Below are 16,662 nucleotides of genomic sequence, written 5' to 3'. Positions count from 1 at the left end.
CAGGTGTGCCCGGGGGGGAGGCCATGCTGGTGAGCTGTTTTGACTGCTGCTGGATGCAAAGCGCCGTCGCCTGAAGTGCCGATGCCATCCATCATTGGGGAGAACTTCATGCATTTGGTCATACCTCGCAATCGCCTCGCACTGGCCCTGACCAGCGCCCTCGCCGTCACCCTCTCACTCGGCGCCACCTCCGCACAGGCACAGGATCAGTCGGGCACCCAGAACCAGCCCGACACCAAGACCACCACCAACCTGCAGGCGGTCGAGGTAACCGGCTCGCGCATCAAGGGCGCCGACATGGCGACCCAGGTGCCGGTCATCACCATCACCGCCCAGGACATCGCCAACACGGGCCTGACCAGCATCGGCGACATCCTGCAGCAGCTGAGCTCATCGGGCTCGGCGCTCAACACCAAGTTCAACTCGGCCGGCAATTTCGGCTTCCCGCCGGACGGCAGCGGCGTGGGCTCGGGCTCGGCCACGCTGGATCTGCGCAACCTGGGCGCCAAGCGCGTGCTGATCCTGGTCGACGGCATGCGCTGGGTGAACGAGAGTTCGGCCTCGGGCGTGTCGGCCGCGGTGGATCTGAACACGATCCCGGCCAGCATCATCGAGCGCATCGAGATCCTGCAGGACGGCGCCTCGTCGCTGTACGGCTCCGACGCGATCGCCGGCGTGGTCAACATCATCACCAAGCGCTCGCAGCAAGGCGCGGCGGCAAATTTCTACTATGGCAACTACGCCAACCTGTCCGGCGGCAACACCAAGAACGCCGACATCTCGCTGGGCGGCAAGGGGGATCGCTACGAGTTCTTCGTCGATGTCAGCCATATCGAGCAGGACACGATCAGCGCCAGCGCCTGGGGCCAGGCGAGCAATGAATGCGTACCGGGCACCGGGCTCGACAACTGCAGCTCCGGCACGCCGACCGGCCGCTTCATCTTCACCGACCCGAACACCAACGTCACCCAGGACATCACGCCGAACGGCAGCTTCAGCGGCAAACCGGCCTACCCCGCCGACTACCATGATTTCAGCGGGGCCGACCGCTTCAACTTCGCCCCGTACAACATGCTGCTGACGCCGAGCAAGCGCAGCGCGATCTTTGCGCACACGCGCTACAACGTCACCGACAACATCACCTGGTACATGCGCGGCATCTACAACACGCGCAAGTCGGTCAACCAGGCCGCACCGGAACCGATCTTCCTCGGCCCGGGCGCCGGCACCGGCGGGCTGGCCGACAGCGTCGGCGTGGATGCCACCAATCCGTACAACCCGTTCGGTTTCAGCCTCAACGCCGATCCGGCCACCGGCAACCTGATCCTGATCGGACGACGTCCGGTCGAGGGCGGGCCGCGCGTCTACACGCAGGACGTTGACACCAGCTACCTCGCCACCGGCCTGCAAGGCTCCTTCGGCATGGGCGAGCGCGACTTCTACTGGGACGCGAACCTGGCCCATGGCGACAACAAGGCCACCCAGAGCGTGCATGGCACCTACAACATCGCGCACATCCAGCGTGCGCTGGGGCCTATTGCCGACTGCACCGGCAGTTGCGTACCGCTGAACATTTTCAGTGGTCCGGGTGGCATCACCCCCGAAATGCTGCAGTACATCCAGTACATCGAGCATGACCGCAGCGAGAACTCGATCAACATCGCCTCGGCCAACATCTCCGGCGGCCTGTTCGACCTGCCGGGCGGCGAGTTCAATTTCGCGGCCGGCTATGAGCATCGCAACTACCGTGGCTCCTACGAGCCCGACGCGGTGGTGGTGGCGGGCGAGTCCAACGGCGTGCCTTCGTTGCCCACCTCGGGCAGCTACTCGATCAACGAGTATTACGTGGAGTTGAATGCGCCGCTGCTGAAGGACCTGCCGGGCATCAAGGCGCTGGATCTGTCCGGAGCCACGCGCTACTCGGATTACTCCACCTTTGGCGGCACGACGAACAGCAAGCTGGGCCTGCGCTGGCAGGTGTTCGATGATCTGACCTTGCGCAGCACCGTGGCGCAGGGCTTCCGCGCGCCGTCGATCGGCGAGCTGTACGGCGCACCGGCACGCTTCGATGCCACCTTGCAGGATCCCTGCTCGGCGCCGATCGGCGATCCGCAAACCGCCAGCAACTGCGCGGCGCTCGGCGTTCCGGCCGGCTACGCACAGCCCAATCCGCAGATCTCGGTACGCACCGGCGGCAACCTCAACCTGCAACCGGAAACCTCGCGCAGCTTCACCGCGGGCGCGGTCTACAGCCCGAGCTGGGCCAGCAACGCCGCCTGGGCCAGCCGGCTCGACCTGACCGCCGGCTACTACCGGGTGAAGATCGACAACGCGATCCAGGCCCTCGATGCGCAGACCAAGCTCAATCGCTGCGTGGCAAGCGGCGACAACGGCTCGACCTTCTGCAGCGGCATCCACCGCAACGCCACCGGCAACATCGACGGTTTCGACGCGACCTTGCAGAATCTCGGCACGGTCGACACCAGCGGCTGGGACTTCGGCGTCAACTGGCGTGGGCCGCAATCGTCGTTCGGCGCGTTCAACGTGAACCTGCAGAGCACCTACGTCGACAAGTACAAGGCGGGCAACAAGGCCGGCAGCTTCGAACCGCGCACCATCGGGCTGGAGCTGAATGACAGCGCGATTCCGCGGCTCACCTCGAACCTGACCCTGGGTTGGACCTACCAGGCATGGAAGGTCGACTACACCCTGCGCTACCTCAGCAGCCTCAAGGAAGACTGCGCGGCAGCGGCGGGGTATGCGATCTGCGATCGTCCGAACGAGATCACGCCGACCCGGCCCGACGGCACGCACTACATGGGCTCCACCGTCTACCAGGACATCCGCGGCAGCTGGAAACTGCCGACCAGCCTGGATCTGACCCTGACCGCGGGCATCAACAATCTGTGGAACAAGCAGCCACCGATCTGTGTCTCGTGCTCATTGAACGGCTACGACGCGTCAACCTACGACACGCCCAGCCGCTTCATGTACGTCCAGGCCAGCGTGAAGTTCTGAGAACCACTACGGCACGGGTTGCCTGAGTGACCCGTGCCGCCGTCCCACTCGCCGGCAACACATCGCCGGATAGAAAAAGGCAGCGCCTCGGCGCTGCCTTTTTCTATCGCGGGTGACGCCATCACGCGGAGCGTGACGCAACCGCCTGGCTCAATGTCCTATCGCCGGCGCCACCACCGGGTGCTCGGGTTCGGCCGGCACATCGGCGCTGGCCACGACGCTGAACTTGCCGCCGTAAGGCAGCACCTGGCTGGCCACCTTGGGATCGGCCTTGATCAGGCCGATCGCATCGAACAGGATGTGCGCGGTTTCGTCGAGCTCGACGTCCTTGGCCTTCTTGGCATCCTTTTCTGCCTTCAGCTCACTCTTGATGCTGCGCTCATTCGCGTTCAGGCCGTCGTCCAGGGTCTTGTCCACGTCGATCAGGGCCGCGTCGCTGCCATCGATGGCCACGTGTCTGGCCCGGAAATCAGCCTGGATCTTCTCCTGCTCCTTGCGTTCGGCCTCGCGCGTGGCCAGGTTCAGGGAGATCGTGGTCTTGTTGCGCATCTTCTTGTACTGCGTTAGCTCGTCCAGCATCAGCTTCCACGCCGGCGACTTCGCCACGCGATCGACATGCATTTTCACCAGCTGCGCCAGATAGGCGTTGAGGTTCGCCACCGGCGTGTAGTTCGCCGGGGCGATCCGGGTCCATGGCAGGGCGTTGTCGTAGGTGGACTCGCCGAAATCCTTCTCGTCGCCGTTCTTCGGGTAGTTGATGTCCGGGGTCACGCCCTTGAGCTGGGTGGAACCGCCGTTGATGCGGAAGAATTCCTGGATGGTCATCTTCAACTCGCCAAGCTCGGGCTTCTCGCTGTCGGTCTGCGCAAACTTGTCGAGGTCGACCAGGGTCTGCACCGTGCCCTTGCCGAAGGTGGGTTCGCCGATGATCAGGCCGCGGTGGTAGTCCTGGATCGCCGCGGAGAAGATCTCCGACGCGGAAGCCGTGCCACGATTGACCAGTACCGCCAGCGGACCGCTCCAGGCCATGCCCGGGTCGTCGTCGCCCTGCACCTGGACCTCGCCGTGCGAGCCGCGCACCTGCACGACCGGGCCCTTGTCGATGAACAGGCCGGTCATCGAATCGGCTTCGGCCAGCGAACCGCCACCGTTGTTGCGCAGATCCACCACGATGCCCTGCACGCCTTCCTGCTTCAGCTCGCCGATCAGCTTGGCCACGTCGCGAGTGGTGCTGCGGTAGTCCTTGTCGCCAGCGCTGCGCGCGCCGAAATCGGAATAGAACGAAGGCAGGTCGATCACGCCGATCTTGCGGCTGACATCGCCATCCTTGATGTCGATGACCTTCTTGCTGGCCGCGGCGTCCTCGAGATTGATCTTGTCACGCACCAGGGTGACCAGTTCATGCTTGCCATCCGGGCCGACATCGGCCGGCAGGACCTCCAGCCGCACCACGGTGCCCTTCTTGCCGCGGATCAGCGCGGTCACGTCATCGATGCGCCAGCCGACCACGTCGACCATCGGGCCCTTGTCGCCCTGGCCCACCGCCACGATGCGGTCACCGGGCTTGAACTTGTGCGACTTCATCGCCGGGCCGCCGGGAATCAGCTTCACGATCATGGTGTAGTCGTCGCGCGACTGCAGCTGGGCGCCGATGCCCTGCAGCGACAGGCTCATCGCGATGTCGAAATTCGCCGCCGCCTCCGGGCCGAGATAGTCCGTATGCGGATCGGTGGATTCGGCATAGGCATTCATGAAGGTCTGGAATGCATCGGCGCTGTTGAGCTGCTTGATCCGGTCGATGTAGCCGCTGTAGCGCTTGTCCAGCGTCTTGCGGATGTCGGCATCGTCCTTGCCGGCCAGCTTCAGGCGCAACCAGTCGTTCTTGGTGCGCTTGCGCCACAGGTCTTCGGCCGCGGCCTGGTCCTTCGGCCAGGCGGCATCCTTGCGATCGACGTCGTAGGTTTCGTCGCGCGTCAGGTCGAAGCCGTCTTTCAGCAGGCTGCGCGCATAGGTCATGCGCTGGACCGCACGCTGCAGGTAGAGATTGAAGATCGAGAATGGCGCGGACAGGTCGCTGTTCCAGATCGCGTCGTCAAGCTTGGTCTTCAGCGGCGCGAACTTGTCCATGTCCTGCTGGGTGAAGAACACCTTGTCGCTGTCCAGCATCTTGAAGTAGGCCTTGTAGATGCGCTCCGACATCGCATCGTCCAGCGGCTGCGCGTCGTAGTGGAAGCGGGTCAGGAAGCGCGCGGACAACTGCGCGGCCTGGGTTTGCGCATTGGTGGGCTCAAGCGGCCAGGTGGCCGCCTTGCGCGCCTTGGGGCCGACACCGAGGTCGGCCGCCGACTGCGCGAACACGCAGCTGGCGGAGAGGGCAAACAGCAGGACCAGCGCGGGACGAAATTTCATGGAGGTTCTCAGACTGACTCGGTGACGCCGGCTGCGTGGGCCTGCAGGTCGGCATGATAGGACGATCGCACCAGCGGACCGGAGGCAACGTGATGGAAGCCCATGGCCTCGCCGGCGACGCGCAAGGCATCGAATTCCTCGGGCGTCCAGTACCGCACCACCGGATGATGGTGCGGCGTGGGCTGCAGGTACTGGCCGATGGTGATCATCTCCACGTCATGGGCGCGTAAATCCCGCAACGTTTCCAGCACCTGTTCCTGCGTCTCGCCCAGTCCAAGCATGATGCCGGACTTGGTCGGCACCTCCGGGTGCTGCGCCTTGAAGCGCTTGAGCAGGTCCAGCGACCACTGGTAATCGGCGCCGGGGCGTACCTCGCGGTACAGGTGCGGCACGGTTTCCAGATTGTGGTTGAACACATCCGGCGGGTAGGCCTTGAGCACTTCCAGCGCACGTTCCATGCGGCCCTTGCCGCGGAAATCAGGGGTGAGGATCTCGATCCGGATGTTCGGACTGGAGTGCCGCACCGCGCGGATGCAGCTGGCGAAGTGGGCGGCGCCGCCGTCGCGCAGGTCGTCGCGGTCGACCGAGGTGATCACCACGTACTTCAGGCGCATGTCGGCAATGGTCTGCGCCAGCCGCGCCGGCTCCAGCTCGTCCGGCGGTTGCGGCCGGCCGTGGGCCACGTCGCAGAACGAGCAGCGCCGGGTGCACACTTCGCCGAGGATCATGAAGGTGGCGGTGCCGTGGCTGAAGCACTCGTGGATGTTCGGGCAGGAGGCTTCCTCGCACACGGTGACCAGCGAGTTTTCGCGCAGACGGGCCTTCAGCTGCTGCACCGCGTTGCCTTGCGGCAGGCGCACCCGGATCCAGCTCGGCTTGCGCAGGATCGGCACGTCGGTATCGAAACCGGCACGATTGCGCGCGATCTTGTCGTTGCCAAGCTGCTTTTCGGCAGCCGGCGTACCAGCCACGACCTGGATCGGGATGGACTTGGAGGAAGCGGTGCTTGTTTCACTCATGTAGACAGCTCAGACCGCCGCGCGCGCGGGGAGTTCAGGAATCAGGGGAGCGGCCGGCTCGGCGTCGAAACCGAACTGTCGGCAAAACTCGCCGATCAGCACATCCTCGACCTCCGCCAACCGCGACGGACCGCCCAAGTCTAGCAGCTGCGTGACCGCCAAACCCTTGTAACCGCAAGGGTTGATGCGCTGAAACGGCTCCAGATCCATGGCCACGTTGAAGGCCAGGCCATGGAAACTGCATCCGCGCCGCACGCGCAGGCCCAGCGCGGCAATCTTCGCCTCGCCCACGTATACGCCGGGCGCGCCCTCGCGCCGCACCGCGGCCACCTTCCAGTGCGCCACGGTGTCGATCAGGGATTGCTCGATGCGACGCACCAGCTCGCGCACGCCCACCCCGATGCGACGCAGGTCGATCAAGGGGTAGCCCACGATCTGGCCAGGGCCGTGATAAGTCACCTGGCCGCCACGATCGACCGGCAGCACCGGAATGTCGCCTGGCGCCAGCACATGCTCCATCTTGCCGGCTTGGCCAAGGGTGAACACCGGGTCGTGCTCCAGCAGCCACAGTTCGTCGGGCGTGTCGGCGGTGCGGTTGTCAGTGAATGCACTCATCGCCTGCCAGATCGCCGCATAGGGTTGGCGACCGAGGCGGCGGATGTTCAACGGCAGGGATGGGGGAGTCGGGATTTGGGATTCGTTGGTCACGGGTGATCATGCAGCTTCGCGGTGATTCCAGGAATAAAAGCAGCGCGGCGGACGCCGGATTCGGGCCTGCGCTCTTGCGAATCCCGAATCTCGAATTGCCAATCCCGCCTACAACGTATACCGAACATCCGGATTTTCGCGCAGCACCTTGTGCGCGGCCTCGTACTGCTCGCGGTTTTCGCAGCGGAAGCTCACCGTGACCGAGACGAAGTTGCCGGCGCCGGAGTGGCGATGGCGCACGGTTTCATGCAGTACATGCAAACCGGCGCCCTCGAGCAACTGCGGCACGTGGGTCGGCAGGTTGGCGCTGGCATGGCCCACCGCGGTGATCTCGAACTCACCGGGGAACTGGAAGCCTTTGCCCTCCTGCTTCGCCTTGCTGAAATCGATCGGCTGCATTACTTGTCGCCCGCGGCCTGTTCGGTATTGCCCTTGTCATGATGGAACCACAGCAGGATGCTGTCCCACAGGCGCGAGAAGAAGCCGCCCTGCGGCGCGTCATTCAGGGCCACCAGCGGCACCGATTGCACCGGCTGGCCATCCAGGGTGACCCGCAGCGTGCCGATCTGCTGGCCCTGCTTGAACGGGGCGATCAGCGTGGAAGGAATATCCATGGTCGCCTTCAGCTTGTCGTATTGCCCGGTCTTGACCGTGACCAGCACATCGCTGGCCACGCCAATCGGCAACTGGTTCTTCTCGCCCTTCCATAGCCGCGGCGTGGCCAGCGGCTTGCCGGCCTCGTACAACTTGTGCGTCTCGTAGAAGCGGAAGCCGTAGTTGAGCAGGGCCATCGCCGAGTCGGCACGCGCCTTGTTGGAGCTGGCGCCCATCACCACCGCGATCATGCGCTGGTCGCCGTGCTTGGCCGAAGCAGCCAGGCAATAACCGGCATCGGCGGTATGTCCGGTCTTGATGCCGTCCACCGCCGGATCGCGCCACAGCAGCTCATTGCGATTCTGCTGCTTGATGCCGTTCCACTCGTAATCCTTGATCGCCGAGATCGCGTAGTCATCGGGGAAGTTGTGGATCAACGCACGCGACAGGATCGCGATATCACGGGCCGAGCTGTAATGGTTTGCCACCGGATAGCCGGAAGCATTCGAATAGTGCGTGTTGGCCATGCCAAGCTGCTTGGCGTACGCGTTCATCAAATTGGCGAAGGCGTCCTCGGAGCCCGCGGTGTGCTCGGCCAGGGCGATGGCGGCATCGTTGCCCGATTGCACGATCATGCCCTTGAGCAAATCCATCAACGAGACTTTGCTGCCCAGCTTGAGAAAGCTGGTGGAGCCATCGGTACCGGCACCACCGCCACGCCAGGCATGTTCGCTGATGGTGACCATGTCGTCGGGATGCACCCGGCCATTGGCGATTTCGGCGGAGACCACGTAGTCGGTCATCACCTTGGTCAGCGAGGCGGGCGCGCGGCGGGCGTCCGGGTCCTTCGAGGCGAGGATCTGGCCGGTGGCGTAATCCATCAGTACCCAGCTCGCGCCATCGACATCCGGCGGCGGCGGCACCGGCGCCACCGGCATCACCGGACGCGGTACGGGCGAGGGCCGGGGTGGCGCGGTCTGGGCCACCGCGACACCCGCAAGCAGGACGGCAACGGCGGCAAAAGGCATCAGGGTACGGCGAAGGAAATTCATCGTGTTTTCAAGTCCAGTTTCTGGAGGTCGGCGTTGCGGGCGCCGGAATGAAGGAAAAGCTCGCGCAAATCCCGCTCAGTCTACCGCGACCTGGGGCTGCGGCAGACCCATCTGTTCAATCCGGCGGCTGACCTGATCGGCGCGCTCCACGCTGGACAATGGACCGACCCGCACGCGGCGCAGGTGCCGTCCGTCGACCACGCTGTCGACCACCTGCACCGCGCCAAGCTTGGCTTCGCGCAGGCGCTGCGCCAAACGGTTCGCATTGGCCACATCGGCAAATGCGCCCACTTGCAGGTAGATTCCCGGATGTCCGTCTGTGACCACAGGCGGCGCCGGCAGTTCCTTGCCGGGCTGCGCCGGATCGATACCGCGTACTTCGACCAGGCCGGTGCCCTTCGGCCAGATGCCGATTTTCACCGCGGCGGCATAGGACAGATCGATCAACCGGTTGTCGTGAAACGGACCGCGGTCGTTGACCCGCACGATCACGCTCTTGCCGTTCTCCAGATTGGTCACCCGCGCATAGCTGGGCAGCGGCAAGGTGGTGCTGGCCGCGGTGAAGGCGTACATGTCGTAGGTTTCGAGATTGGAGGTCTTGTAGCCATGGAACTTGTTGCCGTAGAACGAGGCGATGCCGCGCTTGTCATAGCCACGCGCCGTCGACAGTACGCGATAGGTATTCCCGCGCACGGTGTACGGCGACTTGTTTCCATAGCGCGAGCGCGGCTCGACCCTGGGCACCGGCTCGGGCAGTTTGCTGACGTCGATCGGCGGCGGCACGCTGTCGCTGCCCTGGCGGTAGCGACTGGACTGGGGCCGACTGAGATCATCGTGGATGCCGTCGGCACCCGCCGCCGGCACGCTGCCCGCGACCTGGCCAGGCCGGGTGGGCGTGCCCGTCGAAGGCCGACTGCGGTTGCCGCTGCACGCCACCAGCAGCATGCTGGCTAGCAACAAACCGGCGATACCCGCCGCCCTCATTGGGTCGCGTCTGCCTGGGCCACGCCGGCGGCGATCGCCTGGGCAAGCTGGTCGACGGCCATCGCGTACATCGGACTGCGGTTGTAACGGGTGATCACGTAGAAATTCTGGAAGGTGAACCAGTACTCCGGCCCGTGTGCACCATCAAATACCTGCAGGCTGGCGAGCCGGTCCGGTTCCAGCTTCTGCAGCGGCGCGTAGCCCCAGGCCTCGAACTGCTCCACCGGCCACTTGGGCGTGGCGTCCTTCACGTCGACGTGGTGCGCCTGCGCGTCAGGTTGCGCCTGCGCCGCAACGGGTGCATCACGCTGCCAGCCATGGGCATGGAGATAGTTGGCCACGCTGGCCACGATGTCGTCGGCCGAGTCATGCAGGTCGATGCGACCGTCATGGTCTTCGTCCACCGCGAAATCGCGGATGCTCGACGGCATGAACTGGCCCCAACCCTGCGCGCCGGCATAGGAGCCGACCAAGCTATCCACCGGCCCGGCCAGCTTGTTGTCGGGCAGCTCCAGCAGGGTTTTCAACTGCTCGCGGAAAAATGTCGAGCGGGGCGGATAGTAGAAAGCCAGCGTCACCAGCGCATCGAGTACCTTGTAGCTGCCGACGATGCGGCCGTAGTTGGTCTCCACGCCGATGATCGCCACGATGTACTGCGGCGGCACACCATATTCCCCGGCCACCCGGTCAAGCAGCTTGCGGTGCGCCTGATAGAACGCGACGCCGCCATCGATGCGCGCGCGGGTCATGAAAATCGGCCGGTAGTCCTTCCACGGCTTGCCTTCGGCCGGACGACTGATCGCGTCGAGAATGCTCTGTTGCTTGGTGGCGCCATCGAGCAGTGCATTGAGCATTTGCGGGCTCTTGCCCGTATCGCTGGCCACCTCGCGCACCAGTTCCGCCTGGCCCGGATGCGCCGCGGCCCACGCGGTGCTCGCCGCCCCCATCCACAACAACAACATGACCACGTATCGGAACGGACGGGACTGGAAATACTGGGTCATGCGGGGCCTTCGCTGGCGGAAGAACTTGGGTCGTCGAAAGCCTACCATGCAGGCCCCGACAACTCCGGGCCATTCACTGGCACGGTGATGACCGGATTCAGATATGGGTCTTGCGGTTCGCATGGATCGACATCAGTACGCCGAAGCCGGTCAGCAGCGACACGGCCGAGGTGCCGCCATAGCTGACCATCGGCATCGGTACCCCGACCACCGGCAACATGCCGGCCACCATGCCCCCGTTGACGAACACGTAGACGAAAAAGCTCATGCCGATGGCACCGGCGAGCAGGCGCGAATAGGTGTCGCGCGCCTCCATCGCAATCCACAGGCAACGGCCGATGATGAAGGCATACAGGGCGATCAGGGCGCACACCCCGACCAGGCCGAATTCCTCCGAGAACACCGCAAAGATGAAGTCGGTGGTGTGCTCGGGCAGGAAGTCCAGCCGCGACTGCGTGCTGTGCAGCCAGCCCTTGCCGAAGATGCCGCCCGAACCGACCGCGATCTGCGACTGGATGATGTGCCAGCCGTTGCCCAGCGGATCGGATTCGGGATTGAGCAGGGTCAGCACGCGGTCACGCTGATACTGGTGCAGGAAATGCCAGCCGACCGGGACCATGCCGACCACCGCACCGACCAGCAGACCGATGCGCCACCAGGCCATGCCGGACAGGAACAAGGCGAAGGCGCCGGCCGCGGCCACCAGCACCGCCGTGCCAAGGTCCGGCTGCTCGGCGATCAGCCCGACCGGCATGGCAATCAGCAAGCCGACCATGGCGATGTCCCGCCAGCGCGGCGGCAACTGGCGCGGGTGCAGGTACCAGGCCACCATCATCGGCGTGGTCAGCTTCAGCAGTTCGGACGGCTGGAAGCGCATCACGCCCAGGTCCAGCCAGCGCATCGAGCCACGACCCTCGCCAAGGATGGCCACCACCACCAGCAGCGCCGTGCTGCCGGCGTACAACCACGGGGTCCAGTTGCGCAACACCGACGGCGGGATGCGCGAGACCAGCAACAACAACGCCCCACCCAGCACAAACCTGGCCGCCTGGCCGCCCACCAGGGCAAGGTTGCGATCGCCGGCGCTGTAAAGCGTGGCCAGACCGATGAGCGCCAGCAGGAACAATCCGGCGGCCAGCGGCAGGTCGATCCGCCGACGGGCAAGCAGGCGGTGCAGGAACCGCTCGAACCGAACTTGCAGGATGCGGATCATGGCGTCGGTCCTGCTGTCGCGTCTGCGTCCGGAGGCAACGGCGTGTCTGGCGGCGCGTCTTTCTGGGTAGCCTCCCATGCATCGAGAATCTTGCGCGCAATCGGGCCGGCATCGGCTGCCCCCCACGCGCCCGACTCCAGCAGCACGGCCACCGCGATGCGCGGCTCCTCGGCCGGCGCAAACATCTCGAACCAGGCACGGTGACGGCTGGCCAGGTACTCGGTGTTCTTGTTGGTGTTGTAGGCGTCGCTGGTGCGCGAATAGATTTCGGCGGTGCCGCTCTTGCCGGCGATGGTGTACGGAAACCCCTTGCCCAGGCCGTAGCCCGTGCCGCGTGGGTCATTCACCACCATCTGCATGCCTTGCTCCACATCGCTCCAGTGGGCCGGATTGGTGACCAGCGAAGGGCCGCTGGGCGGATTGGGCAACGGCACCTTTGGCGCGTTGATGCCATCCTGCGTGGCCATTACCAGTCGCGGCGCATACGGCACGCCATGGCCGGCCAGCGTGGCGATCGCATGAGCCAGCTGCAATGGCGTGACCGCCCAGAACCCCTGCCCGATGCCCGCGATCACGGTTTCGCCGGGATACCAGGGCTGCTTGTAGTTCTTGGCCTTCCATTCGCGCGAGGGCAAAATGCCGCCGACTTCGCCGATCAGGTCGATACCGGTGGGGCGACCGAAACCGAACTTGCCCATCCAGTCGCTGAGGCGGTCGATGCCCATGTCCAGCGCGAGCTTGTAGAAGTAGGTATTGACCGACCACATGATTGCCTGCTTCATGTCCACCGTGCCGAAGCCGCCGCGGCGGTCGTCCCGGTAACCACGCTTCTGTCCCGGGATGTAGAACGTGCCGGTGGACAGTACCGTGTCGGAGCTCTTGCGCAAGCCAAGCTCGAGACCACCCAGCGCCAACAAGGGCTTGACCGTGGAGCCGGGCGGATAGGTTCCCGTCAGCGCACGATTGAACAGGGGTTTTCCCGGGTCCCTGGTCAGTGCGCTGTAATCGGCGTGGCTGATGCCGTTGACGAACAGATTGGGGTCGAAGGTCGGCACGCTGACCATCGCCAGCACCTGGCCATTGCGCGGATCGATGGCGACGGCCGCGCCCGGCCGCCCGGCCAGCGCTTCCTCGGCCGCCTTCTGCACCCGCACGTCGATGCTCAGGTAGATATTCTTGCCCGGCGTCGGCGAATGGGTTTCCAGCACATGCTGGGTGCGCCCATCGGCATTCACCTCAAGCAACTCGTAACCCGGGGTGCCGTGCAGCACGTCCTCATACGAACGCTCGACCCCACTGCGCCCCACGTGGCTGGTGCCCTGGTAGCGGTCCGGATCGAGCCGTTTCAGGTCATCGGCGTCGATACGCCCGACGTAACCGACCACATGGGCAAACAATCCGCCGAACGGATAGCGCCGTGTCAGGTAAGGCTCCACGTCGACATTGGGGAAACGCCAGCGATTGACCGCGAAGCGGTCGATCTCGTCCTCGGTCAGGCGCATCTTCAGCGGCACGCTGTCAAAACGCCGGCTCTGCTTGAGCTGCTTGTTGAAGGCGTCGATATCGTCCTGACCCAGCGGCACGATCTTGCCCAGCCGGTCGAGCAAGGCCGGCATGTCCTTGACCTGCTCGGGCACCACCTCGAGACGGAACGCGGGCACGTTGTCGGCCAGCACCACCCCGTTGCGATCGTAGATCAGCCCGCGCGCTGGCGGAATCGCGCGTGGCTTCACGCGGTTGTTGGTCGAGCGCGTGACGAACTCGGCGTGGCGCGATACCTGCAACACGACATAGCGCCCCATCAGGCCACCCAGGCCCAGCAGGATCAGCACGAAACCCACCAGCGCACGGCGCCGGAACAGAGCGCTTTCGTCGCGGCCATCCTTGAGGGTTCGCCGAGCCTTCATCTCACTGGAGGCGCAGGCGCGCGCGCAGGTCGTCGAGCAACAGGAACAGGAACGGCCACAGCGCTGCGCCGACGAAGGGCGCGACCCACCAGCTGATCGGAGGCACCGACGCGCCGGCCAGCATGCGCACGATCAACAGCAGGAAGCGGTCGTTCAGCAACAGCGCCAGCACCGCCAGAGCCTGCTGCCACATCGGAAAAAATCGCAGTCGCGAACGAAAACGCAGCGCAATGAAGGTCAACGCACACAGACGCAAGGCTTGTTCGCCCAGCAATACGCCATCGAGCAGATCGGCACCCAGCCCCACGCCGAAGGCCAGGCCCAGACTCACCCGATCCTCCGATTCCAGCGACCAGTAGAGCAGAATCAACGCCGGCCAATAGGGCTTGAACGGAGCGAGCACGCCGGGCAGCGGCACCAGCATCAACAACAGCGCAGCCACCAGCGTGCCGATGAACCACCATTGGTCCAGTCGTTGCCGGCTCATGGTCTGCTCCCCCGGTCGGGCGCCGACTTGTCCGGCGGTGCAGCGGAAGAACCGCTGCCAGCGGGCTCCAGCGTAGTGGGCGGTCCCACCGGCTTGACCAGATCAGGCGGCCCTTCCGGCTCGGCCTGGTCATGCAGCAACAGGACGTCCGTGCTGCGCTCGATGTCTGCGGCAGGCCGGGCCAGCGCAACCTGGAACATGCCGGTGGTGGCAGGCGCCACCTTCTCGATCCGACCCACCGGGAAGCCCGGCGGAAAACGTCCGCCGATGCCGGACGTGAGCAACTTGTCGCCCGCATGAACACTTGCCGCCAGCGGCAGGTTCGGCAAGCTCAGCATGTCGCCGTCGCGCGAACCGTAGGCGACCGTGCGCAAGCCGGTGCGGGCAATCGTCACCGGGATGGCGTGCGAGGGATCGGTGATCAGCATCACCACGGCGGTATGGGGCAGCACCTCGGTCACCTGCCCCATCACGCCGTGGGCATCGATCACCGGCTGGCCCGGCTTGACCCCGTCGCGCGAGCCCATGTTCAAGGTCATGCGATAGCGATACGCGCCCAGGTCCACGCCAATCACGCGCGCCAGCTGCACATTGAGTTCCAGGCTGTGCCGCGTATCGAGCAGCTTCTTCAGATGCTGGTTCTGGACGGCTACCGCGGCCATGCGATTCAACTTGGCGTTGGCCAGCAGCAGGTCCTCGCGCAGGCGCTGGTTTTCCGAGGTGAGATGCTGACGGTCGGCAAAGGCCACGCTGAGGGTGCGGACACCTGCCGCAGGCAGGCCCGCCAGGCGGTAGACCGGTTCGACCACGGCCGAAGCGGTGGAGCGCAGTCGCCACAACCAGCCGTTGCGCTGGTCGAGCACCATCAGCACCACGGCCAGCGCCAGGTAGACGATCAGGCGCAGCGTGCCTGCAGCGTTGCCCGCAAACAGGGGGGAGGATTCATCGCGTGCGCGCGCCATGGCGGCCCCGACTGCCGCGCGCTATTCGGGCGCGAAGAAGTCGCTGCCGTGCTGATCGATCAGCTCCAGCGCCTTGCCGCCACCACGAGCCACGCAAGTCAGCGGGTCGTCTGCGACCTGCACGTGCAGGCCGGTCTCCTCGGAGATCAGTCGATCCAGGTCGCGCAGCAACGCACCGCCACCGGTCAGCACGATGCCGCGCTCGGCCACGTCGGAACACAGTTCCGGCGGGGTCTGCTCCAGCGCCGACTTCACCGCGGCCACGATGCCGGCCAGCGGCTCGTGCAGCGCCTCGAGGATTTCGTTGGAGTTGATCGTGAACATGCGCGGCACGCCCTCGGCCAGGTTGCGACCGGAGATCTCGATCTCCTTGACGTCGTCCTGCGGGAACGCGCAGCCGATCTGCAGCTTGATCCGCTCGGCCGTGGACTCGCCGATCAGGGTGCCGTGATTGCGCCGCACGTAGTTGATGATCGCCTCGTCGAAGCGATCGCCACCGACGCGCGCCGACTGCGAGTAGACGATGCCGTTGAGCGAGATCACGGCCACTTCGGAGGTGCCGCCGCCGATGTCCAGCACCATCGCGCCGCGAGCCTCGTGCACCGGAATGCCGGCGCCGATCGCCGCGGCCATCGGCTCCTCGATCAGGAACACGTCGCGAGCGCCGGCACCTTCGGCCGATTCCTTGATGGCGCGCCGCTCGACCTGGGTCGAGCCGCAGGGCACGCAAACCAGTACGCGCGGACTCGGGCGCAGGAAGCGCGACTTGTGCACCTGCTTGATGAAATGCTGCAGCATCGCCTCAGTCATGGTGAAGTCGGCGATCACGCCATCCTTCATCGGGCGGACCGTGGCGATGTTGCCCGGCGTGCGGCCCAGCATGCGCTTGGCGTCGCCACCGACCGCCGCGATGGTACGTGGGCCGCCTGGGCCGCGATCCTGACGAATCGCCACCACCGATGGTTCGTTCAGCACGATGCCCTGACCACGCACATAGATCAGCGTGTTGGCTGTGCCGAGGTCGATGGAGATGTCGTTGGAGAAGATCCCGCGAAACTTCTTGAACATGGGTCCGCCGTAGTCCGGCCTGATTGCAAATCGAGCTGACCAGTCTAGTCAGCGGGCACCGCTTGCGCAAGGACAATAGCGTTAAGAAATCCTTGCGCAACACGAGCCTAGGCGCATTTCCTTGAACGGAAGTTGAGCTCCGGGCTGGCGTGGAAAGTCGCCAAGCCGAAGCGATGGCGCTACGATTGCACACTTTGGTTGTCGACTCCGACGACGATCATGGACGCCCGCGGCAGT

General features: G+C 65.0%; 13 protein-coding genes. 1 reads left to right on the top strand and 12 read right to left on the bottom strand.

The window, feature by feature from the left end:
- Positions 1-108: 108 nt before the first annotated feature.
- A complete protein-coding gene (locus AC0L58_RS01590; protein WP_473686009.1) occupies positions 109-3,018 on the top strand; it encodes a TonB-dependent receptor plug domain-containing protein in 2,910 nt (969 codons plus the stop codon).
- Between the two features lie 150 nt (positions 3,019-3,168).
- Here AC0L58_RS01590 and AC0L58_RS01585 read toward each other — a convergent pair whose 3' ends face one another.
- The 12 genes from AC0L58_RS01585 to AC0L58_RS01530 all read right to left on the bottom strand — a co-directional run bounded on the left by AC0L58_RS01585 (position 3,169) and on the right by AC0L58_RS01530 (position 16,425).
- Positions 3,169-5,427: a carboxy terminal-processing peptidase gene (locus tag AC0L58_RS01585; protein ID WP_473686007.1), complete on the bottom strand. Its 2,259-nt coding sequence runs from the start codon at positions 5,425-5,427 to the stop codon at positions 3,169-3,171.
- 8 nt (positions 5,428-5,435) lie between these two features.
- Entirely contained in the window at positions 5,436-6,446 is a 1,011-nt protein-coding gene (gene lipA / locus AC0L58_RS01580) for a lipoyl synthase (RefSeq protein ID WP_473686005.1), read from the bottom strand.
- Between the two features lie 9 nt (positions 6,447-6,455).
- On the bottom strand, positions 6,456-7,118 hold the full coding sequence (lipB, locus tag AC0L58_RS01575) for a lipoyl(octanoyl) transferase LipB (RefSeq protein WP_473688523.1): 663 nt from the start codon (positions 7,116-7,118) through the stop codon (positions 6,456-6,458).
- Positions 7,119-7,262: 144 nt separating this feature from the next.
- Positions 7,263-7,553 (bottom strand): DUF493 family protein, encoded by a 291-nt coding sequence (locus tag AC0L58_RS01570; protein ID WP_473686004.1) that lies wholly within the window; start codon positions 7,551-7,553, stop codon positions 7,263-7,265.
- Positions 7,553-8,800: a D-alanyl-D-alanine carboxypeptidase family protein gene (locus tag AC0L58_RS01565; protein ID WP_473686002.1), complete on the bottom strand. Its 1,248-nt coding sequence runs from the start codon at positions 8,798-8,800 to the stop codon at positions 7,553-7,555. Before AC0L58_RS01565 ends, AC0L58_RS01570 begins: the two co-directional genes overlap by 1 nt.
- 75 nt (positions 8,801-8,875) lie before the next feature.
- Positions 8,876-9,784 (bottom strand): septal ring lytic transglycosylase RlpA family protein, encoded by a 909-nt coding sequence (locus AC0L58_RS01560; RefSeq protein WP_473686000.1) that lies wholly within the window; start codon positions 9,782-9,784, stop codon positions 8,876-8,878.
- Positions 9,781-10,788, bottom strand: coding sequence for a lytic murein transglycosylase B (gene mltB / locus AC0L58_RS01555; RefSeq protein ID WP_473685998.1), 1,008 nt, complete (start codon positions 10,786-10,788; stop codon positions 9,781-9,783). The genes AC0L58_RS01560 and mltB overlap by 4 nt, the downstream gene beginning before the upstream one ends.
- 97 nt (positions 10,789-10,885) lie before the next feature.
- The gene (gene rodA / locus AC0L58_RS01550; RefSeq protein WP_473685996.1) at positions 10,886-12,001 is read right to left on the bottom strand and encodes a rod shape-determining protein RodA; all 1,116 of its coding nucleotides are present in this window, start codon (positions 11,999-12,001) and stop codon (positions 10,886-10,888) included.
- Positions 11,998-13,908: a penicillin-binding protein 2 gene (gene mrdA / locus AC0L58_RS01545; RefSeq protein WP_473685994.1), complete on the bottom strand. Its 1,911-nt coding sequence runs from the start codon at positions 13,906-13,908 to the stop codon at positions 11,998-12,000. The genes rodA and mrdA overlap by 4 nt, the downstream gene beginning before the upstream one ends.
- 1 nt (position 13,909) lies before the next feature.
- The gene (mreD, locus tag AC0L58_RS01540; RefSeq protein ID WP_473685992.1) at positions 13,910-14,395 is read right to left on the bottom strand and encodes a rod shape-determining protein MreD; all 486 of its coding nucleotides are present in this window, start codon (positions 14,393-14,395) and stop codon (positions 13,910-13,912) included.
- Positions 14,392-15,357, bottom strand: coding sequence for a rod shape-determining protein MreC (mreC, locus tag AC0L58_RS01535; protein WP_473685990.1), 966 nt, complete (start codon positions 15,355-15,357; stop codon positions 14,392-14,394). The genes mreD and mreC overlap by 4 nt, the downstream gene beginning before the upstream one ends.
- A gap of 21 nt (positions 15,358-15,378) precedes the next feature.
- Complete coding sequence (locus tag AC0L58_RS01530; protein WP_473685988.1) at positions 15,379-16,425, bottom strand: rod shape-determining protein; 1,047 nt, start codon at positions 16,423-16,425, stop codon at positions 15,379-15,381.
- Positions 16,426-16,662 lie beyond the last annotated feature (237 nt).

Source organism: Rhodanobacter sp. G2-10, from assembly GCF_055809185.1.
The sequence above is the reverse complement of the archived record's forward strand: the minus strand, read 5'-3'. Positions and strand labels throughout refer to the sequence as shown.